Origin of the sequence: Methylobacterium sp. 174MFSha1.1, from assembly GCF_900116815.1 — a bacterium.
Taxonomy (GTDB): Bacteria; Pseudomonadota; Alphaproteobacteria; order Rhizobiales; family Beijerinckiaceae; genus Methylobacterium.
Genome location: NZ_FPCB01000004.1, coordinates 243,135 through 258,006, shown reverse-complemented (window position 1 = coordinate 258,006; position 14,872 = coordinate 243,135). Strand labels below are relative to the sequence as shown.

Below are 14,872 nucleotides of genomic sequence, written 5' to 3'. Positions count from 1 at the left end.
ACTCTGCCCGTGTGCTCCCGCACCTCGGGTCACGCCAGCGCGCCGAGGGCCGCGTCGCATTCCTCCGGCGTCAGGCGGCGCAGGACCGGCCCCGCGGTCCAGACCAGGAGCGGCACCACGGCGCGCCCGGGATAGATCGTGCCGAGGAGGCGGGCGTAGAGCGCCACCTGCGCCGCCTGGCCCCGCGGCGTCGGCGCGCCGGGGGCCGGCGGGCGGCCGGTCTTGAAGTCGACGAGCCAGACCGCCTCCTCCGTCACCGCGATCCGGTCGACCCGGCCATGCACAGGGCGCAACGCGCCGCCGACCGAAACGCTGCCGGCGAGCGTCACCTCGGCCTGCGCCTGCGGGCCGAACAGCACCGCGAGGTCGGGATCGTCGAGGAGCCGCAAAGCCTCCGCGGCGATGGCGGCGCGCCTCGCCGCGTCGAGGCCCGGGGCGCGGGCAGCGACGAAGGCCTCGGCGGCACTCGGGCGCCGCCCGGGGGCGAGGCTCGGGAGATGCTCCAGCAGGGCGTGGACCAGCACGCCGCGGCGGCGGGCGGCCGGGTCGCTGGAACGGGCATCCGAGCGGCGCGGCTCGTCGGCGGCGCCGAGTCCCGAGGGGCGCAAGGGAGGCAGCGGCTCGGCCTCGGGCACGACCGGGCGGTGCAGCCAGTCCGGCACCGCCTCGGGCGCGGGCGCCGGCACGGCGGTGGCCGGGGCTTCCGGGAGCGCGGCGCCCTCGCGCCAGCTCTCGGCCGGGCCGTAGGGCATCTCCGCCACCTCGACGCCGCCGAAGGACGCGACGAGGCCGCGGCGGATCATCTCGCACCAGGCCTCGGCCGGCGTCTCCTTGTCGTTGTTCGCGTACGGCGCGACCACCAGCCGGTCCTTGGCCCGGGTCATCGCGACGTAGAGCAGGCGGTTGTGCTCCTCGCCGGCCTTGGCGTGCAGCGCGTCGCGGGCGGTCCCGACCGCCGGAGAGTCATAGGCCTTGGCGCTCGACCAGACCGGCACGGTGCTGCCGTCGGACAGCCGCATCGGGATCAGCGGCGGGTCGCGGCCGAGCGCGTCGCAGCCGTCGAGCACCAGCACCAGCGGCGCCTCCAGCCCCTTGGCGCCGTGCACCGTCATCACCCGCACCTCGTCGCGGGCGGAATCGAGGTCGCGCTTCACCGTATGGCCGCCGGCATCGCGCCCGCCGCTCGGGGCGTAGCGGGACAGGAATCCGGTGAGAGAGGGCGCGTCGGGCCCCGCCTCGGCCTGGGCCGCCGCCGTGAGAAAGACGTCGATGGCGTCGCCCGCCTCGCCGCCGAGGCGCTGCACCAGCAGCGCCCGGCCGCCGCGGGGGCCGAGCAGCTCGGCGTAGAAGCCGAACGGCCCGTGCGCCCGGGCGAGCGCCGCCCAGCCGTCGAGCGCCGTGACGCCGCGCAGGGCCGCCGGGTCGCCGGCCTCCGCCCGGCGGCGCAGGGCCGCGACCAGCGACTCGGCCGGGTCGCGGCCGGCCGCGATGCCGACGAGGTCGTCGTCGGTGAGGCCGACGAGCGGCGTCTTGAGGGCGGTCGCGAGGGTTAGGTCGTCCTGCGGCAGCAGGGCGGCGCGGCCCGCCGCGACGAGGTCGAGGACCGCGATATGGGCGGCGATGTCGAGGCGGTCCTGGCCCGCCACCGGCACGCCCTCGGCCTTGAGCGCCCGGATCACCCCCTCGAAGGCCGCCGAGCGCTTGCGCACCAGGATCAGGACCTCGCCCGGCCGCCAGACCCGGCCGGATTCGTCGCCCGCGGTGGTCCAGAGCCGCACCGCCTTCGCGACCCGGCGCGCCGCGACGAGCGCCGGCGCGCCGGCCTCGATCGCGTCGACCGGGTGGGTCCAGGCGTCGGGCTCCTCCTCGGCGCTCGGCCGCTCGACCGGCCACAGCTCGACCTGGCCCGGCGCCCGCACCCGGGCGGTGGAGTGCACGGTGCCGACCGCCGCGTCGCCGAAGGACAGGCCGCGGTAATGGTCCTCGATCCCGAAGGTCGCATCGACCGCCCGCAGCACGCCGATCGCCGAGCGGAACGACAGGGTGAGGCCGACATCGGCGAAGGGCAGGCCCGCCCCTTCCGCGTCGCGCCGCCAGGCCCGCCGCGTGGTCTCGAACTCTTCCGGCGCGGCTCCTTGAAAGCTGTAGATCGACTGCTTCGGGTCGCCGACGGCGAAGCGCGTGCGGGACAGCCCGTTACCCGCCTCGCGGGCGCCTTCGCCGGCGCAGAAATCCTCGGTGATCCGGCGCAGGATCTCCCATTGCTGCGGGTTGGTGTCCTGCGCCTCGTCGATCAGCACGTGGTCGACGCCGCGGTCGAGCTTGTACAGCACCCAGGCCGAATCGACCCGGGTCAGCAGGTCCAGCGTCTTGTGGATCAGGTCGTCGAAATCGAGGGCGCCGAGGCGCGCTTTCTGCGCCTCCATCCGGCGGTGGATCTCGGCCGCCAGCGTGAACAGGGCCTCGGTGCGAGCATAGGCCCGGGCCGCCTTGAGGCGGTCGCGCAGGTCCGCCAGCCGCGCCTGCTCGGCGAGGAGGGCCTCCTTGGCTGCCGCCGGCACCGCCTTGGTGCCGAGCGACGAAGCCGCATAGGCGTCGCCCTCGCCCTCGTCCTTGAAGAAGGCCGCGAGCAGGAGCGTCAGCCGGGCCGGGCCGGAGGCGGCGAGGGCCAGCGCCAGGGCGTCGGCGCGCTTCTCGTCGGTGGCCTTGCCCGTGCGCAGGGCCTCGATCAATCCGGCGAGGTCGGGCCCGCCCTCCAGCATCCGCGCCTCGATCGCCCCCAGGGTCTCGCCGGGGGCGAGCCCGAGGGCTCCGCGCAGGGCGTCGAGGCGGGCCGGCAGCCCATCCGGATGACCGATCAAGCCGCGATGCTGCACCGCCGCCGTCATCGCCCGGCGCAAGGCCTCGCCCGCCGCCTCGGGAGCGACCAGGCTCAGCGCCGCGGCTAGATCCGGGTGGTGCGTGTCGACCGCGTCGGCGAGCACGTTGTCGATGGTCCGGTCGATCGCCTCGCGGGTCTGGGCCTCGTCCAGCACGACGAAGCGGGCCGGCACGTTGGCCTCGAACGGCACGAGGTGGAGCAGGCGCTCGCAGAGCGCGTGCAGCGTCTCGATCTTGAGCCCGCCCGGCGTCTCGACCGCCCGGGCGAACAGGCGCCGCGCCCGGCGCAAGGTGGCGCCGTCCGGCGCCTCGCCCTCCAGCGCGGTCAGTTCCTCTCGGAGCGCCGCCTCGTCGAGGGTGACCCAGCGGCCGAGCCGCTCGAACACCCGGATCGCCATGTTGGCGGCCGCAGCCTTGGTGAAGGTGAGGCAGAGGATCTTCGCCGGGGCCGCGCCGTGCAGCAGCAGGCGCACCACCCGGTCGGTGAGCACCTTGGTCTTGCCCGCCCCCGCATTGGCCGACACCCAGGCCGAGGCCCGCGGATCCGCCGCCCGCCGCTGCGCCGCCTGCGTCAGGCCGTCGACGACGAACCCCTCGATACCCATCCGAACTCCCGCTGCGGCCAGACGGCCATCCTGCCGCGGTCGCACTCAACGGGGCGTTGCCTCAAGCGGCGTCGGGGGGCGGCGCACAGGGATTTCGGGGAGCGTGGCGGCGGGGGCACAGACACCGCTCGGCCCAGGAGCGGGTGAGGTGCGCCGGCGCACATCCCGACGCCCCCGTCTCAATCGGGGCACCGGGATTGATGCAGTGCAGTGAACTTTCCGCAGCGTCCGTCGTTTGACCCTGGAGCCGCCCGCCGGCCGCGCGGGCGGTCCGCGGCGGGCATCGACCAACCCGGCACAGCGAGATCCTCGATGCTCAAGACCATCACCTACGCGATGATCGGCGTCCTGGCCTGCGGGCTGATGGTGGCCGTTGTCGGCGCCTCCGGCGCCATCGGCGGCTAAGGAACATTGAGGGCCCGCCCCCCATCCGGGGGCGGGCCCTGTCGCTCACTTCTCCCGGAAGGCCCGGGCGACCTGGTCGGAGAGCGGCTTGACGAAGAAGCTCATCACCGTGCGCGACTGCGTCTGGATGAAGGCCTCGACCGGCATGCCGGGGGTGAGCCGCACCGTGCCGAGGCGCTTCAGCTCGGATTCCGCCACCGCGACCCGGGTGGTGTAGGCGCTCTGGCCGGTGCGCGGATCGGTGGTGAGATCGGGGGAGATCCGCGAGACCGTACCCATGATCACCGGCGTGGTACGCTGGTTGAAGGCCGAGAACCGCAAGGTGGCGGCCTGGCCGACATGGACCTGGTCGATGTCCTGCGGCGCGAGCTTGGCCTCGACGGTCAGGTGGTCGGCGGTCGGCACGATCTGCATGATCTCGGCGCCGGGCGCCACGACGCCGCCCACCGTGTGGACCGCGAGCTGGTGGACGAGGCCGTCCTGCGGCGCCCGGATCTCGACGCGCTTCAACTGATCCTCGGCGGCGATGCGCCGCTCGGCGTATTCCGACGTCTTGCTGCGGATCTCGGCCAGCTCCTTGCCGACCTCGGTGCGCAGGTCCTGGTCGATCTGCAGGATCTGCAGCCGCGTCTCGGTGATGCGGCCGCGGACCTGGGCGATGGTGGAGACCAGCGTCCCCTTCTCCCCCTCCAGTCGGGCGAGGTCGCGCTCGAGGGCGCTCACCCGCTGGATCGGCACCAGCTTCTTCTCCCACAGGTCGCGCACCCCGCCGAGCTCCCGCTCGATCAGGACGATCTCCCGGGCCTTGGCGGCGATCTGCTCGTCGAGGCCGCGGATCTGCTCGGCGAGCTGCCCGACGCGCTCGGCGAGCTGGGACTTCTGGCCCTCGCGGGCGCTCCCCCTCGTCTGGAACAGGCGGCGTTCGCCGTTCATCAGCCCGGCCACGACCGGATCGGCGGCCCGCCCGATCAGCTCGCCCGGAAAGGCGACGTCGTCGGTGCCGTCGCGCTCGGCCTCGAGGCGGGCGCGCCGCGCGGTCGATTCGTCGATCGAGCGGGTGACGATGGCGAGGTTCGCTTGCAGCACCGTCTCGTCGAGGCGAAGCAACACGTCGCCGGCGGCGACCCGGTCGCCGTTCTTGACGCGCAATTCGCCGACGACGCCGCCGGTCGGGTGCTGCACCTTCTTGACGTCGGATTCGACCACGAGCGAGCCGGCAGTGACGACGGCGCCGGAGAACTCGGCGAGCGCGGCCCAGCCGCCGGCGCCGACGAACAGGAGGAGGCCGCCGACCGCGCCGGCGAGGAGATGACGGCGGATCGAGGCTTGCGTCTCGGGAGCGATCGGATTCATCACGCGCGCCCTCCCTGGGCGACCTTGAGGGAGAAGCCGGGCGCGAAGCTCGCCGAGCCGGCCTGCATCGGCTGCATCGGGCGCGGCCGGTTGAGGGCGGGCAGCACCTCGTCGCGGGGGCCGAGCGCCTGGACGCGGCCATGGGCCATCACCATCACCTGGTCGACCGCCGCGAGCGCGCTCGGCCGGTGGGCGATCACCACCACGATGCCGCCGCGCGCCCGCACCCCGGCGATCGCCTCGGTGAGCGCCGCCTCGCCCTCCTGGTCGAGGTTCGAGTTGGGCTCGTCGAGCACCACCAGGAAGGGCTCGCCGTAGAGGGCGCGGGCGAGCGCCAGGCGCTGGCGCTGGCCGGCGGAGAGCAGCGCGCCGCGCTCGCCGATCTGGGTCTGGTAGCCGTCCGGCAGGGCGAGGATCAGGTCGTGGACCCGCGCGGCCCTGGCCGCCGCGATGATGGCCTCGGCCTCGGCGCCCGGCCGGAAGCGCGCGATGTTGGCCGCCACCGTGCCGGGAAACAGCTCGACCTCCTGCGGCAGGTAGCCGACATGGCGGCCGAGATCCTGCGGGCGCCACTGGTCGAGGCGGGCGCCGTCGAGGCGCACCGCGCCGCGGTCGGCGGGCCAGATCCCGACGAGGAGGCGCGCGAGCGACGACTTGCCGGAGGCGCTGTGGCCGACGATGCCGAGCCCCTGCCCCGGCCGGAGCGTCAGGCTGACGTCGAGGGCGGTGAGCCGCTGCCCTCCGGGCGGGCCGACGCTCGCCTGCTCGACGGTGAGGCTGTCGCGCGGCGCCGGCAGGGTCAGCCCCTCCGGCTCGGGGCCCGCGGCCGCGAGGGCGCTGCCGAGATGGCGCCAGCACTCGCGGGCGGCGGAGAAGGTCTTCCAGTAGCCGATGGCCTGGTCGATCGGCGCCAGCGCCCGGGCGCTCAGGATCGAGCCGGCGATGATGACGCCCGCCGTGGCTTCCTGGCGGATCACCAGGAAGGCGCCGACGCCGAGCACCGCCGATTGCAGCACCACCCGCAGCACCTTCGAGGTGTTGTGGATCGCCCCCGTGATCTCGGCGGTGCGCTCCTGCGTGGCGTGCGAGGCGGCGTTGACCTTGGTCCACAGGCCGGCGAGGTCGGGCTCCATGCCCATCGCGCGCACGGTCTCGGCGTTGCGCCGGCTCGCCTCGGCGACGAAGCTGCGGGCGGCGGAGGACTCGCGGGCGTCGCGGGCCTGGTGGCGGGTCAGGATCTCGGCGAGGATCGTCAGGCCGACGAGGGCCAGGGCGCCGAGGAGCGCGGTCAGCCCGATCCAGACGTGGAAGGCGAAGAGCAGGCCGAGATAGACCGGGATCCAGGGCAGGTCGAACAGCGCGCCGGGCCCGCCGCCGGCGAGCGCCCCGCGGATCTGGTCGAGGTCGCGCATCGGGCGCAGGCCGTCGGCTTCCGCCCGCCCGCGCAAGGGCAGGGTGACGACGGCGCGGAAGACCTGCCGGCTCAGGGATTCGTCGAAGGCGCGGCCCGCGCGCAGGAGCAGGCGCGAGCGGATCAGGTCGAAGTAGCCCTGGCCGAGATAGAGCACCAGCACGATCAGGCTCAGGCCCACCAGCGTCGGCACGCTGCGGCTCGGGATCACCCGGTCGTAGACTTCGAGCATGTAGAACGAGCCGGCGAGCGCCAGCAGGTTGACCGCGCCGCTGAGCACGGCGACGCCGAGGACGACGTGGCGCAGCCGCGCCAGGGCCGCCACCATCGGCGGCGCCGAGGCGGCCCGGGACCGGCCGAGGCCGAAGGCCGTCAGCGCGTCCTGCTTGAGGCCGTCATGGCGAAGGTCGTCCTGGCGAAGGTCGTCCTCTTGGAGCTTGCCCGCTTCGTCGGTCTGGGTCGCGCCGGGAGAGGCGAAGGTGTCGCGCACCCGGTGCAGGGCCGGTGCGGCGAGCCTCTGGGCGGCGTCGCGGGCGCGCCGGACGGCGCCGGTGCCGGGAAGGCGGGAAGCGAAGGATGTCACGGGGTGGTCGGGCTCCGTTCGGCGGCGCGCGGCAACGGGCCCGGATCGGGGCAGGCGGCGCAGCGGATGCGAGAGGGACGCGGGGGAACCCCGCCCGCCGGGCGGCGGGCGGGGCGTCACGCGCTTCAGACGAGGTAGTCGTGGAAGGTGAAGTGCTTGGCGCCGTTATCGGCCAAGGTGATGTGGGCGCTCGGGACGTCCTGGCCGTGGTAGCTGGCGCTGTCGACGTAGAGGTTGCGGTCCTTCGCGTCGGTCCCGCCCCAGGCGTCGTTCAGGAACTTGACCGCCACGTCGTGGTCGCCCTGGCCCCAGTCGCCGCGCACCGAGATCAGGTCGGACTGGCCGGCGCCGTGCAGGGACTTCGCGGTCTGCACGCCGCCGATCTGCTTGCCGTCCACCGAGATGGTGTACTGCGCGTTGCCGTTATAGGCGTCCTGGCTGATCTTCAGCAGCAGCTGGTCGGAGCCGCTGCCGAGGCTGACGCTCGGCTGCGCGGTGCCGCCGGTCGACGGGGTGGCGACGGGCGTCGTCACGGGCGTGGTGGACGGCGTCGTGACCGGCGCGGTGGTGACCGGCGTCGTCGTGACCGGCGTGCTCGGCACGCTGTGGTCGCCGCCGCCCGCCGGGGTCGCGGCGGTGTTGTTCGTCACCAGCTCGATATGCGAGCGGATGGCGGCCATGTCCTTGAACAGGTTGTCGACCTGGGTCTGGCTCACGCCCTTCTCGAGGTAGGCGAGCTGGAGCGTGTTCGGGCCGGCGGTGTCGGTGACGTAGCCGCCGTAGTTCTGGTAGGCCTTGGCCAGCGCCATGCCCTCGGCGGTCGTGATGCCGATCTTGGTCAGGTCGACGTCCTTCGGGATCGCGAACAGCGAGCCGAGGGGGATCGAGCCGGAGTAGCTGCCGCTGAAGCTGTCGGCGGTGGTCGCCGGCCAGACGTAGGGGGTCTTGGCGGAGCCGGCCTGGGTGGTCGAGATCGCCATCGCCACGGCGTGGTCGATGTGGCCTGCGTCGAGGTCCGCCTTCTGCACCACGCCGCCCATCAGCGACATGCCGGCGGCGCGGATGCCCTCGTGCGCGCCGGGCACGTCGGCGATGCCGTCACCCGTGACGGTGTTCTCGACGACGTAGTTGGCGTGGTAGGCGTTGCTGCCGGTCTTCGAGCCGAGCCAGGTCTCGATGTAGTGCTGGCCGTCCTCGGAGACGATGATCGCCCAGCCGTCGCCGGTCTTGAACTGCACGTCGGTCGGCGTCCGCATCTGGAACGTGCCGTTCATCGACGAGGTGTTGCCGAAGGTCCAGTCGGCGTTGGTGCCGCGGCTGTCGTAGCTCCAGGTCGCCATCGGGTCGGTCGACTTGGCCTGATAGATCGGAATCGCGTCCTGGCCGATCCAGGTGTTCACCCCAGCCTGGTGCTGGATGGAGGCGGTCTGCGCTCCGGATGCAGACTGGAACTGGGCGTTCGACCCGATCAGGGTGTTCCAGATGCTGCTCGGCGCAAAAGGCTGCGCGACCGTTTGAAAAGCCATGTATCACTTCCAGATCTGTGGAACGGGTGCCGGGCCGCAGGACGCGGCGGCAGGGATGCGTCATCGTGAGAAGATCAGCGCCCGTCAGGGGCTCGATCCGATGTGCGAGGCGGACAATAAGTAGCAACGTTTCCCTGTCAAGCCTGTGTTAATAAATGTAGTATTGTCGATACTTCAGCAAATAATTCGATACCGATTCAAGTCGGGACGGTGATTCGCCGATTCTCAGCGAAAAAATTTGCGTAGTGAATTGGGATCCGTGCGGCATCCAGGCGTTGTGGCGCCAAGAGATCGGAGGCGACAACTCTCGGTATCATGATGCAGCGCAGCAACGTAGCCGTATTGAGAGCAGGCGGATTGGTTCCTATAGCTGTCGGACGATCCGTATTGGGCGCCGTACATAAGATGAATGATCGTCCCGCAATGGGACATGGCTTGGCGGCCGGCGACGAACGCCGATGTTGAAGACCGCGAAGCTGCCCGTCGATTGTCCACCGCCCGGGACGCTCGCAGACCAGGCCGGACTCACCCGCAATCGGCTTGGCTGCAACGACTTGCATGTCGAAGATCATCCCCGAAACGATACCTGCAACGACTTGCGACGACCGCCCTATCCTTCACGGCCCGCAGATCTGATCCGGTCCGGTGTGCCGGTGACACAAGCACCGCACGGATCAATCGTGAAGCACCCTCGAAAGGCGTAGGCGACAGTTGTCGTCCGCACCGAAAGGCTGTGTGCGGGGCCGGCCTATGGCTCCTTCCACAATCCAGGCCAGGGTGTGACAGTGCCGTTCAACGCGAATCTTTCTTGTCGAAAGCAGACGCCATGCTCTATTCCGACGAGACGACCGTCGATCCGGTCCTCAATCCCGTCCAGACCGGCGACAATGCCTCGTCTCCGGCCTCGTCTTCGGTAGCGTCCTCGACTTCCGGAGCCGAGGATCCGGCCTCCGCGAGCAAGGTCGCCACGCTGCTCGGCGCGAGCCCGGTCGGCTCGAGCGGCGCGCCCGATACGGCGGCGGCGCAGATCCTCCAGGATCCCGCGGCGAAGTCGGCCCCGTCGGCGGCCTCGAACGCGATCTTCTGCTGCGGCACGTGCGGCTACGTGAACTGCCCGTCGCGGATTCTCGACCTGCCGTCGAGCACCATCCTGTCGGCGAGCGGGCAATTGCCCGGCTACGGCAGCAGCGCGCCGCTGGGCGCCGTCACCACCCTGCCCGGCGGGGCCGAGACCGCCGCGACCGGCCCGAGCAAGCCCCAGATCGCCAAGCTGAGCGGCCCGATCACGACCGCCGTCGCGCCGTCCGCGCCGTCGAAATCCGGCACGAACACGCCGGCCACCGGTTCACTCGCCGCCAATTCCCTGACCGCCGATTCGCTCAGCACCACCGCGACGGCCTCGACCACCAACAAGATCGTCCTGGAGAACCAGAAGGTCGGCAACCCGGTCAGCGAGTGGGGCATCGACGGTTCGGGCGACGACAACATCGAGGGGTTCGCCACCGACATCAGCACGAACATCGGCAAGACCGTCAACTTCAAGATCAACACCAATTCGAACAACTACCGGATCGACATCTACCGGCTCGGCTATTACGGTGGCTTGGGCGCGCGCAAGATCGACACGATCCAGCATACCGGGGTGCAGAACCAGCCGAACCCCTTGCGCGACGCGGCGACCGGGATGGTCGATGCCGGCAACTGGTCGATCTCGGCGTCGTGGACCGTCCCGACGGACGCGGTCTCGGGCGTCTACATCGCCAAGCTGACGCGCCAGGACGGCACGGCGGGCGAGAACGAGATCCCGTTTATCGTCCGGGACGATTCGAGCCACAGCGACATCATCTTCCAGACCGCCGACCAGACCTGGCAGGCCTACAACCCGTGGGGCGGAGCCAACTTCTACGGCGGCAATGGTCCGGCCACCGGCCAGGGCGCGGGCCGGGCCTACGCGGTGAGCTACAACCGGCCGATCACCACCCGCGGCGGCACCCTCGCGGCCGGTCCGCAGGACTACATCTACGGCGCCGAGTTCCCGGCGATCATGTGGCTGGAGCAGAACGGCTACGACGTCTCCTACATGTCGGGCGTCGATGCCGACCGGTACGGCAGCCTGCTCAAGAACCACAAGATGTACCTCGACGTCGGCCACGACGAGTACTGGTCGGGCCCGCAGCGCGACAACGTCGAGGCGGCGCGCGACGCCGGCGTCAACCTCGCGTTCTGGAGCGGCAACGAGGTCTACTGGCGCACGCGGTTCGCCAACAGCATCAGCAGCGACGCCACGCCGTACCGCACATTGGTCTCGTACAAGGAGACCTGGAGCACCAACCAGAACCTCGACCCGACCAACCAGTGGACCGGCACCTGGCGCGATCCCCGCGGGCCGGCCGGCACGGTCGGCAACAACGATCCCGAGAATGCCCTCACGGGCACGATCTTCCAGGTCGATTCCTACCGGCTCGACACGATCATGGTGCCCTATGACGACGCCAACCAGCGCTTCTGGCGCAATACCAGCGTCGCCGACCTGCAGCCGGGCCAGACCGCGACGCTCAACAAGAACTATCTCGGCTACGAGTGGGACGAGGCGCCCGACAACGCCTCGGCGCCGGCCGGTCTGGTGCGGCTGTCCTCGACGACGCTCGACGCACCGACCTATCTCCAGGATTACGGCAACACCACCGGCCAGGGCACGGCGACGCACAGCCTGACGCTCTACCGCGCCCCGAGCGGCGCCCTCGTCTTCGGCGCCGGCACCGTCTACTGGTCCTGGGGCCTGTCGGCCAACCACGACAACGAGGCGACGCCGACCGATCCGCGCATCCAGCAGGCGATGGTCAACCTGCTCGCCGACATGGGCGTGCAGCCCGGCACCCTCGACCCGAACCTGAAACCCGCCACCGCCTCGACGGACCGCACCGCGCCGACCTCGACCGTCACCACGCCGACGACGGGATCGAGCGTCACGGCCTTCACCCCGGTCACCATCACCGGCACCGCCAGCGATGCCGGCGGCGGCGTGGTCGCGGGCGTCGAGGTCTCGACCGACAACGGCGCCACCTGGCGGGCGGCGACCGGCGACGAGAACTGGAGCTACACCTTCGCGCCGCAGGTCGCCGGGACCTACCAGATCCGCACCCGGGCGACCGACGACAGCGTCAACCTGGAGACCCCTTCGGCCGGGCGCAGCCTGACGGTGGCGGCGTCCCCCTCCCTCACCATCTTCCCCGGTTCGGCCAAGCCCACGGTCACCAATACCGTCGACAGCACGCCGGTCGAGCTGGGTGTGAAGTTCCAGAGCTCCACCGCCGGCACGATCAGCGGCCTGCGCTTCTACAAGAGCACCCTCGACCGCGGGACCCATGTCGGCACGCTGTGGTCGAGCACCGGCCAGAAGCTCGCCACGGTGACCTTCACCAACGAGACCACGGACGGCTGGCAGACCGCCACCTTCTCGAACCCGGTCCCGATCACCGCCGGCACGTCCTACACCGCCTCGTACTACTCGACGCTCGGGCATTATTCGAGCGACGTGAACTACTTCAACGGCAACGTGACGAGCGGCCCGCTCACCGCCAGCGGCGGCGTCTACGCCTACAACCAGAGCCAGTTCCCGACCCAGAGCTTCAACAACACCAATTTCTGGGTCGACGTGCTGTTCAACGCCGGCGGCACGACGACGAACCAGCCCCCCACCGCCGTCAGCGATTCCGGCCTGTCGGTGACGAAAGACACCGCCACGACCTTCGCGACCTCGACGTTGCTCGCCAACGACACCGACCCGAACGGCGATCCGCTGACGGTGACCGGCGTCAGCGGGGCCACCAACGGCACCGTCGCGCTCAACGTCCAGAACGCCACGATCACCTTCACGCCGACCGCCGGCTACACGGGCCCGGGCGGCTTCACCTACACGATCTCGGACGGGCGCGGCGGCACGTCGTCGGCCAACGTGGCGCTGACGGTCTCGGCGCCGGGCACCGCCTCGGTCAGCCTGTTCTCGTCCTCGGCGACGCCGGCGGTCGCCAACGAGAGCGATACCGGTGCGGTCGAGCTCGGGGTGAAGTTCCAGGCCTCGTCGGCCGGCACGGTCAGCGCGGTCAAGTTCTACAAGGGCAGCCAGAACACCGGGACGCATACCGGCACCCTGTGGTCGAGCACCGGCCAGGTGCTGGCGACCGCGACCTTCACCAACGAATCTGCCAGCGGCTGGCAGACCGCCACCTTCTCGAACCCGGTCGCGCTGACGGCGGGCGCCACCTACACCGCCTCCTACCACACCAATACCGGGCATTACTCGACGACGACGAACGGCTTTGCCAATCCGGTGACGAACGGGCCGCTCACCGCGCCGGCCTCCGGCAACGGCGTCTACGCCTATGGCAGTTCGAGCCTGTTCCCGACCAGCACCTACCAGAACACCAATTACTGGGTCGACGTCGTCTTCAACCCGAGCGGCACCGCCGCCAACCAGGGACCGACGGCGGTCAACGACACCGGCCCCGCGGTGACGAAGGACACCGCCGTCACCTTCGCGACCTCGACCCTGCTCGCCAACGACACCGACCCGAACGGCGATCCGCTGAGTGTGACCGGCGTCAGCGGGGCCACCAACGGCACCGTCGCGCTCAACGCCGCCAACTCCACCATCACCTTCACGCCGACGACCGGCTACACGGGTGCGGCCGGCTTCACCTACGCGATCTCGGACGGGCGCGGCGGCACCTCGTCGGCGAGCGTCGCCCTGACCGTCTCGGCGCCCGGCACCGCCCCGGTCAGCCTGTTCTCGTCCTCGGCGATTCCGGCGGCGACCAACACCAACGACACCAGCCCGGTCGAGTTGGGCGTGAAGTTCCAGGCCTCCTCGGCCGGCACGGTGAGCGCGGTCAAGTTCTACAAGGGCACGCAGGATACCGGCACCCATACCGGCACCCTGTGGTCGAGCACCGGCCAGGTTCTCGCCACCGCGACCTTCACCAACGAGTCTGCCAGCGGCTGGCAGACCGCCACCTTCTCGAACCCGGTGACGCTGACGCCCGGCGCCACCTACACCGCCTCCTACCACACCAATGCCGGCCGCTACTCGACCACCGCCAACGGCTTCTCGAGCGCGGTGACGAACGGGCCGCTCACCGCGCCGGCCTCCGGCAACGGCGTCTACGCCTACGGCAGCTCCAGCCTGTTCCCGACCAACACCTACCAGAACACCAATTACTGGGTGGACGTCGTCTTCAACCCGAACAGCAACGCCACCAACCAGTCGCCGACCGCCGTCAACGATACCGGCCCGGCGGTGACGAAGAACACCGCCGTCACCTTCGCGACCTCGACGCTGCTCGCCAACGACACCGATCCGAACGGCGATCCGCTGAGTGTGACGGGCGTCAGCGGGGCCACCAACGGCACCGTCGCGCTCAACACGACCAACTCCACCATCACCTTCACGCCGACCGCCAACTACACCGGCGCCGCCGGCTTCACCTACGCGATCTCCGACGGGCGCGGCGGCACCTCGTCGGCGAGCGTCGCCCTGACGGTGCTGGCGCCCAGCACCGGCGCGGTCAGCCTGTTCTCCTCGTCGGCGACGCCGGCGGCGACCAACACCAACGACCTCAACCCGGTCGAGCTCGGCGTGCAGTTCCAGGCCTCCTCGGCCGGCTCGGTCAGCGCGGTCAAGTTCTACAAGGGCACGCAGGATACCGGGACGCACACCGGCACCCTGTGGTCGAGCACCGGCCAGAAGCTCGCGACGGCCACCTTCACCAACGAGTCTGCCAGCGGCTGGCAGACCGCCACCTTCTCGAACCCGGTCGCGCTCACGCCCGGCGCCACCTACACGGCGTCCTACCACACCAATACCGGCCGCTACTCGCAGACCGCCAACGGCTTCGCCAACGCGGTGACGAGCGGCCCGCTGACGGCGCCGTCGGCCGGCAACGGCGTCTACGCCTACGGCAGCTCCAGCCTGTTCCCGACCAACACCTACAACAAGACGAATTACTGGGTGGACGTCGTCTTCAACCCGTCGGCGGCGGCGTAAGTCACCAGAGATCGTTCGGTCCCGCCAACGGCACTGCAACCCTTCGCGTCATTCCGGGCTCCGCTG

5 protein-coding genes are annotated in these 14,872 nt (G+C 70.9%); 1 reads left to right on the top strand and 4 read right to left on the bottom strand.

What is annotated here, in order from left to right; translation table 11 throughout:
- Positions 1-29: 29 nt before the first annotated feature.
- From addA to BM430_RS01130, 4 genes are all read right to left on the bottom strand, one after another.
- Complete coding sequence (gene addA / locus BM430_RS01145) at positions 30-3,485, bottom strand: double-strand break repair helicase AddA (RefSeq protein WP_093564470.1); 3,456 nt, start codon at positions 3,483-3,485, stop codon at positions 30-32.
- Between the two features lie 450 nt (positions 3,486-3,935).
- Entirely contained in the window at positions 3,936-5,243 is a 1,308-nt protein-coding gene (locus BM430_RS01140) for an HlyD family type I secretion periplasmic adaptor subunit (RefSeq protein WP_093564468.1), read from the bottom strand.
- Positions 5,243-7,237, bottom strand: a complete 1,995-nt coding sequence (locus tag BM430_RS01135; protein WP_244539245.1) for a type I secretion system permease/ATPase — start codon at positions 7,235-7,237, stop codon at positions 5,243-5,245. The genes BM430_RS01140 and BM430_RS01135 overlap by 1 nt, the downstream gene beginning before the upstream one ends.
- A 125-nt stretch (positions 7,238-7,362) precedes the next feature.
- On the bottom strand, positions 7,363-8,763 hold the full coding sequence (locus BM430_RS01130; RefSeq protein ID WP_093564466.1) for a carbohydrate-binding domain-containing protein: 1,401 nt from the start codon (positions 8,761-8,763) through the stop codon (positions 7,363-7,365).
- An 826-nt stretch (positions 8,764-9,589) separates the two neighbouring features.
- Here BM430_RS01130 and BM430_RS01125 point away from each other — a divergent pair.
- On the top strand, positions 9,590-14,806 hold the full coding sequence (locus tag BM430_RS01125) for a DUF4082 domain-containing protein (RefSeq protein WP_177302880.1): 5,217 nt from the start codon (positions 9,590-9,592) through the stop codon (positions 14,804-14,806).
- Positions 14,807-14,872: the final 66 nt, after the last annotated feature.

Coding starts and splice junctions, on each gene's coding strand:
- addA (WP_093564470.1), bottom strand. CDS start 3,485: ATGGGTATCGAGGGGTTCGTCGTCGACGGCCTGACGCAGGCGGCGCAG.
- BM430_RS01140 (WP_093564468.1), bottom strand. CDS start 5,243: ATGAATCCGATCGCTCCCGAGACGCAAGCCTCGATCCGCCGTCATCTC.
- BM430_RS01130 (WP_093564466.1), bottom strand. CDS start 8,763: ATGGCTTTTCAAACGGTCGCGCAGCCTTTTGCGCCGAGCAGCATCTGG.
- BM430_RS01125 (WP_177302880.1), top strand. CDS start 9,590: ATGCTCTATTCCGACGAGACGACCGTCGATCCGGTCCTCAATCCCGTC.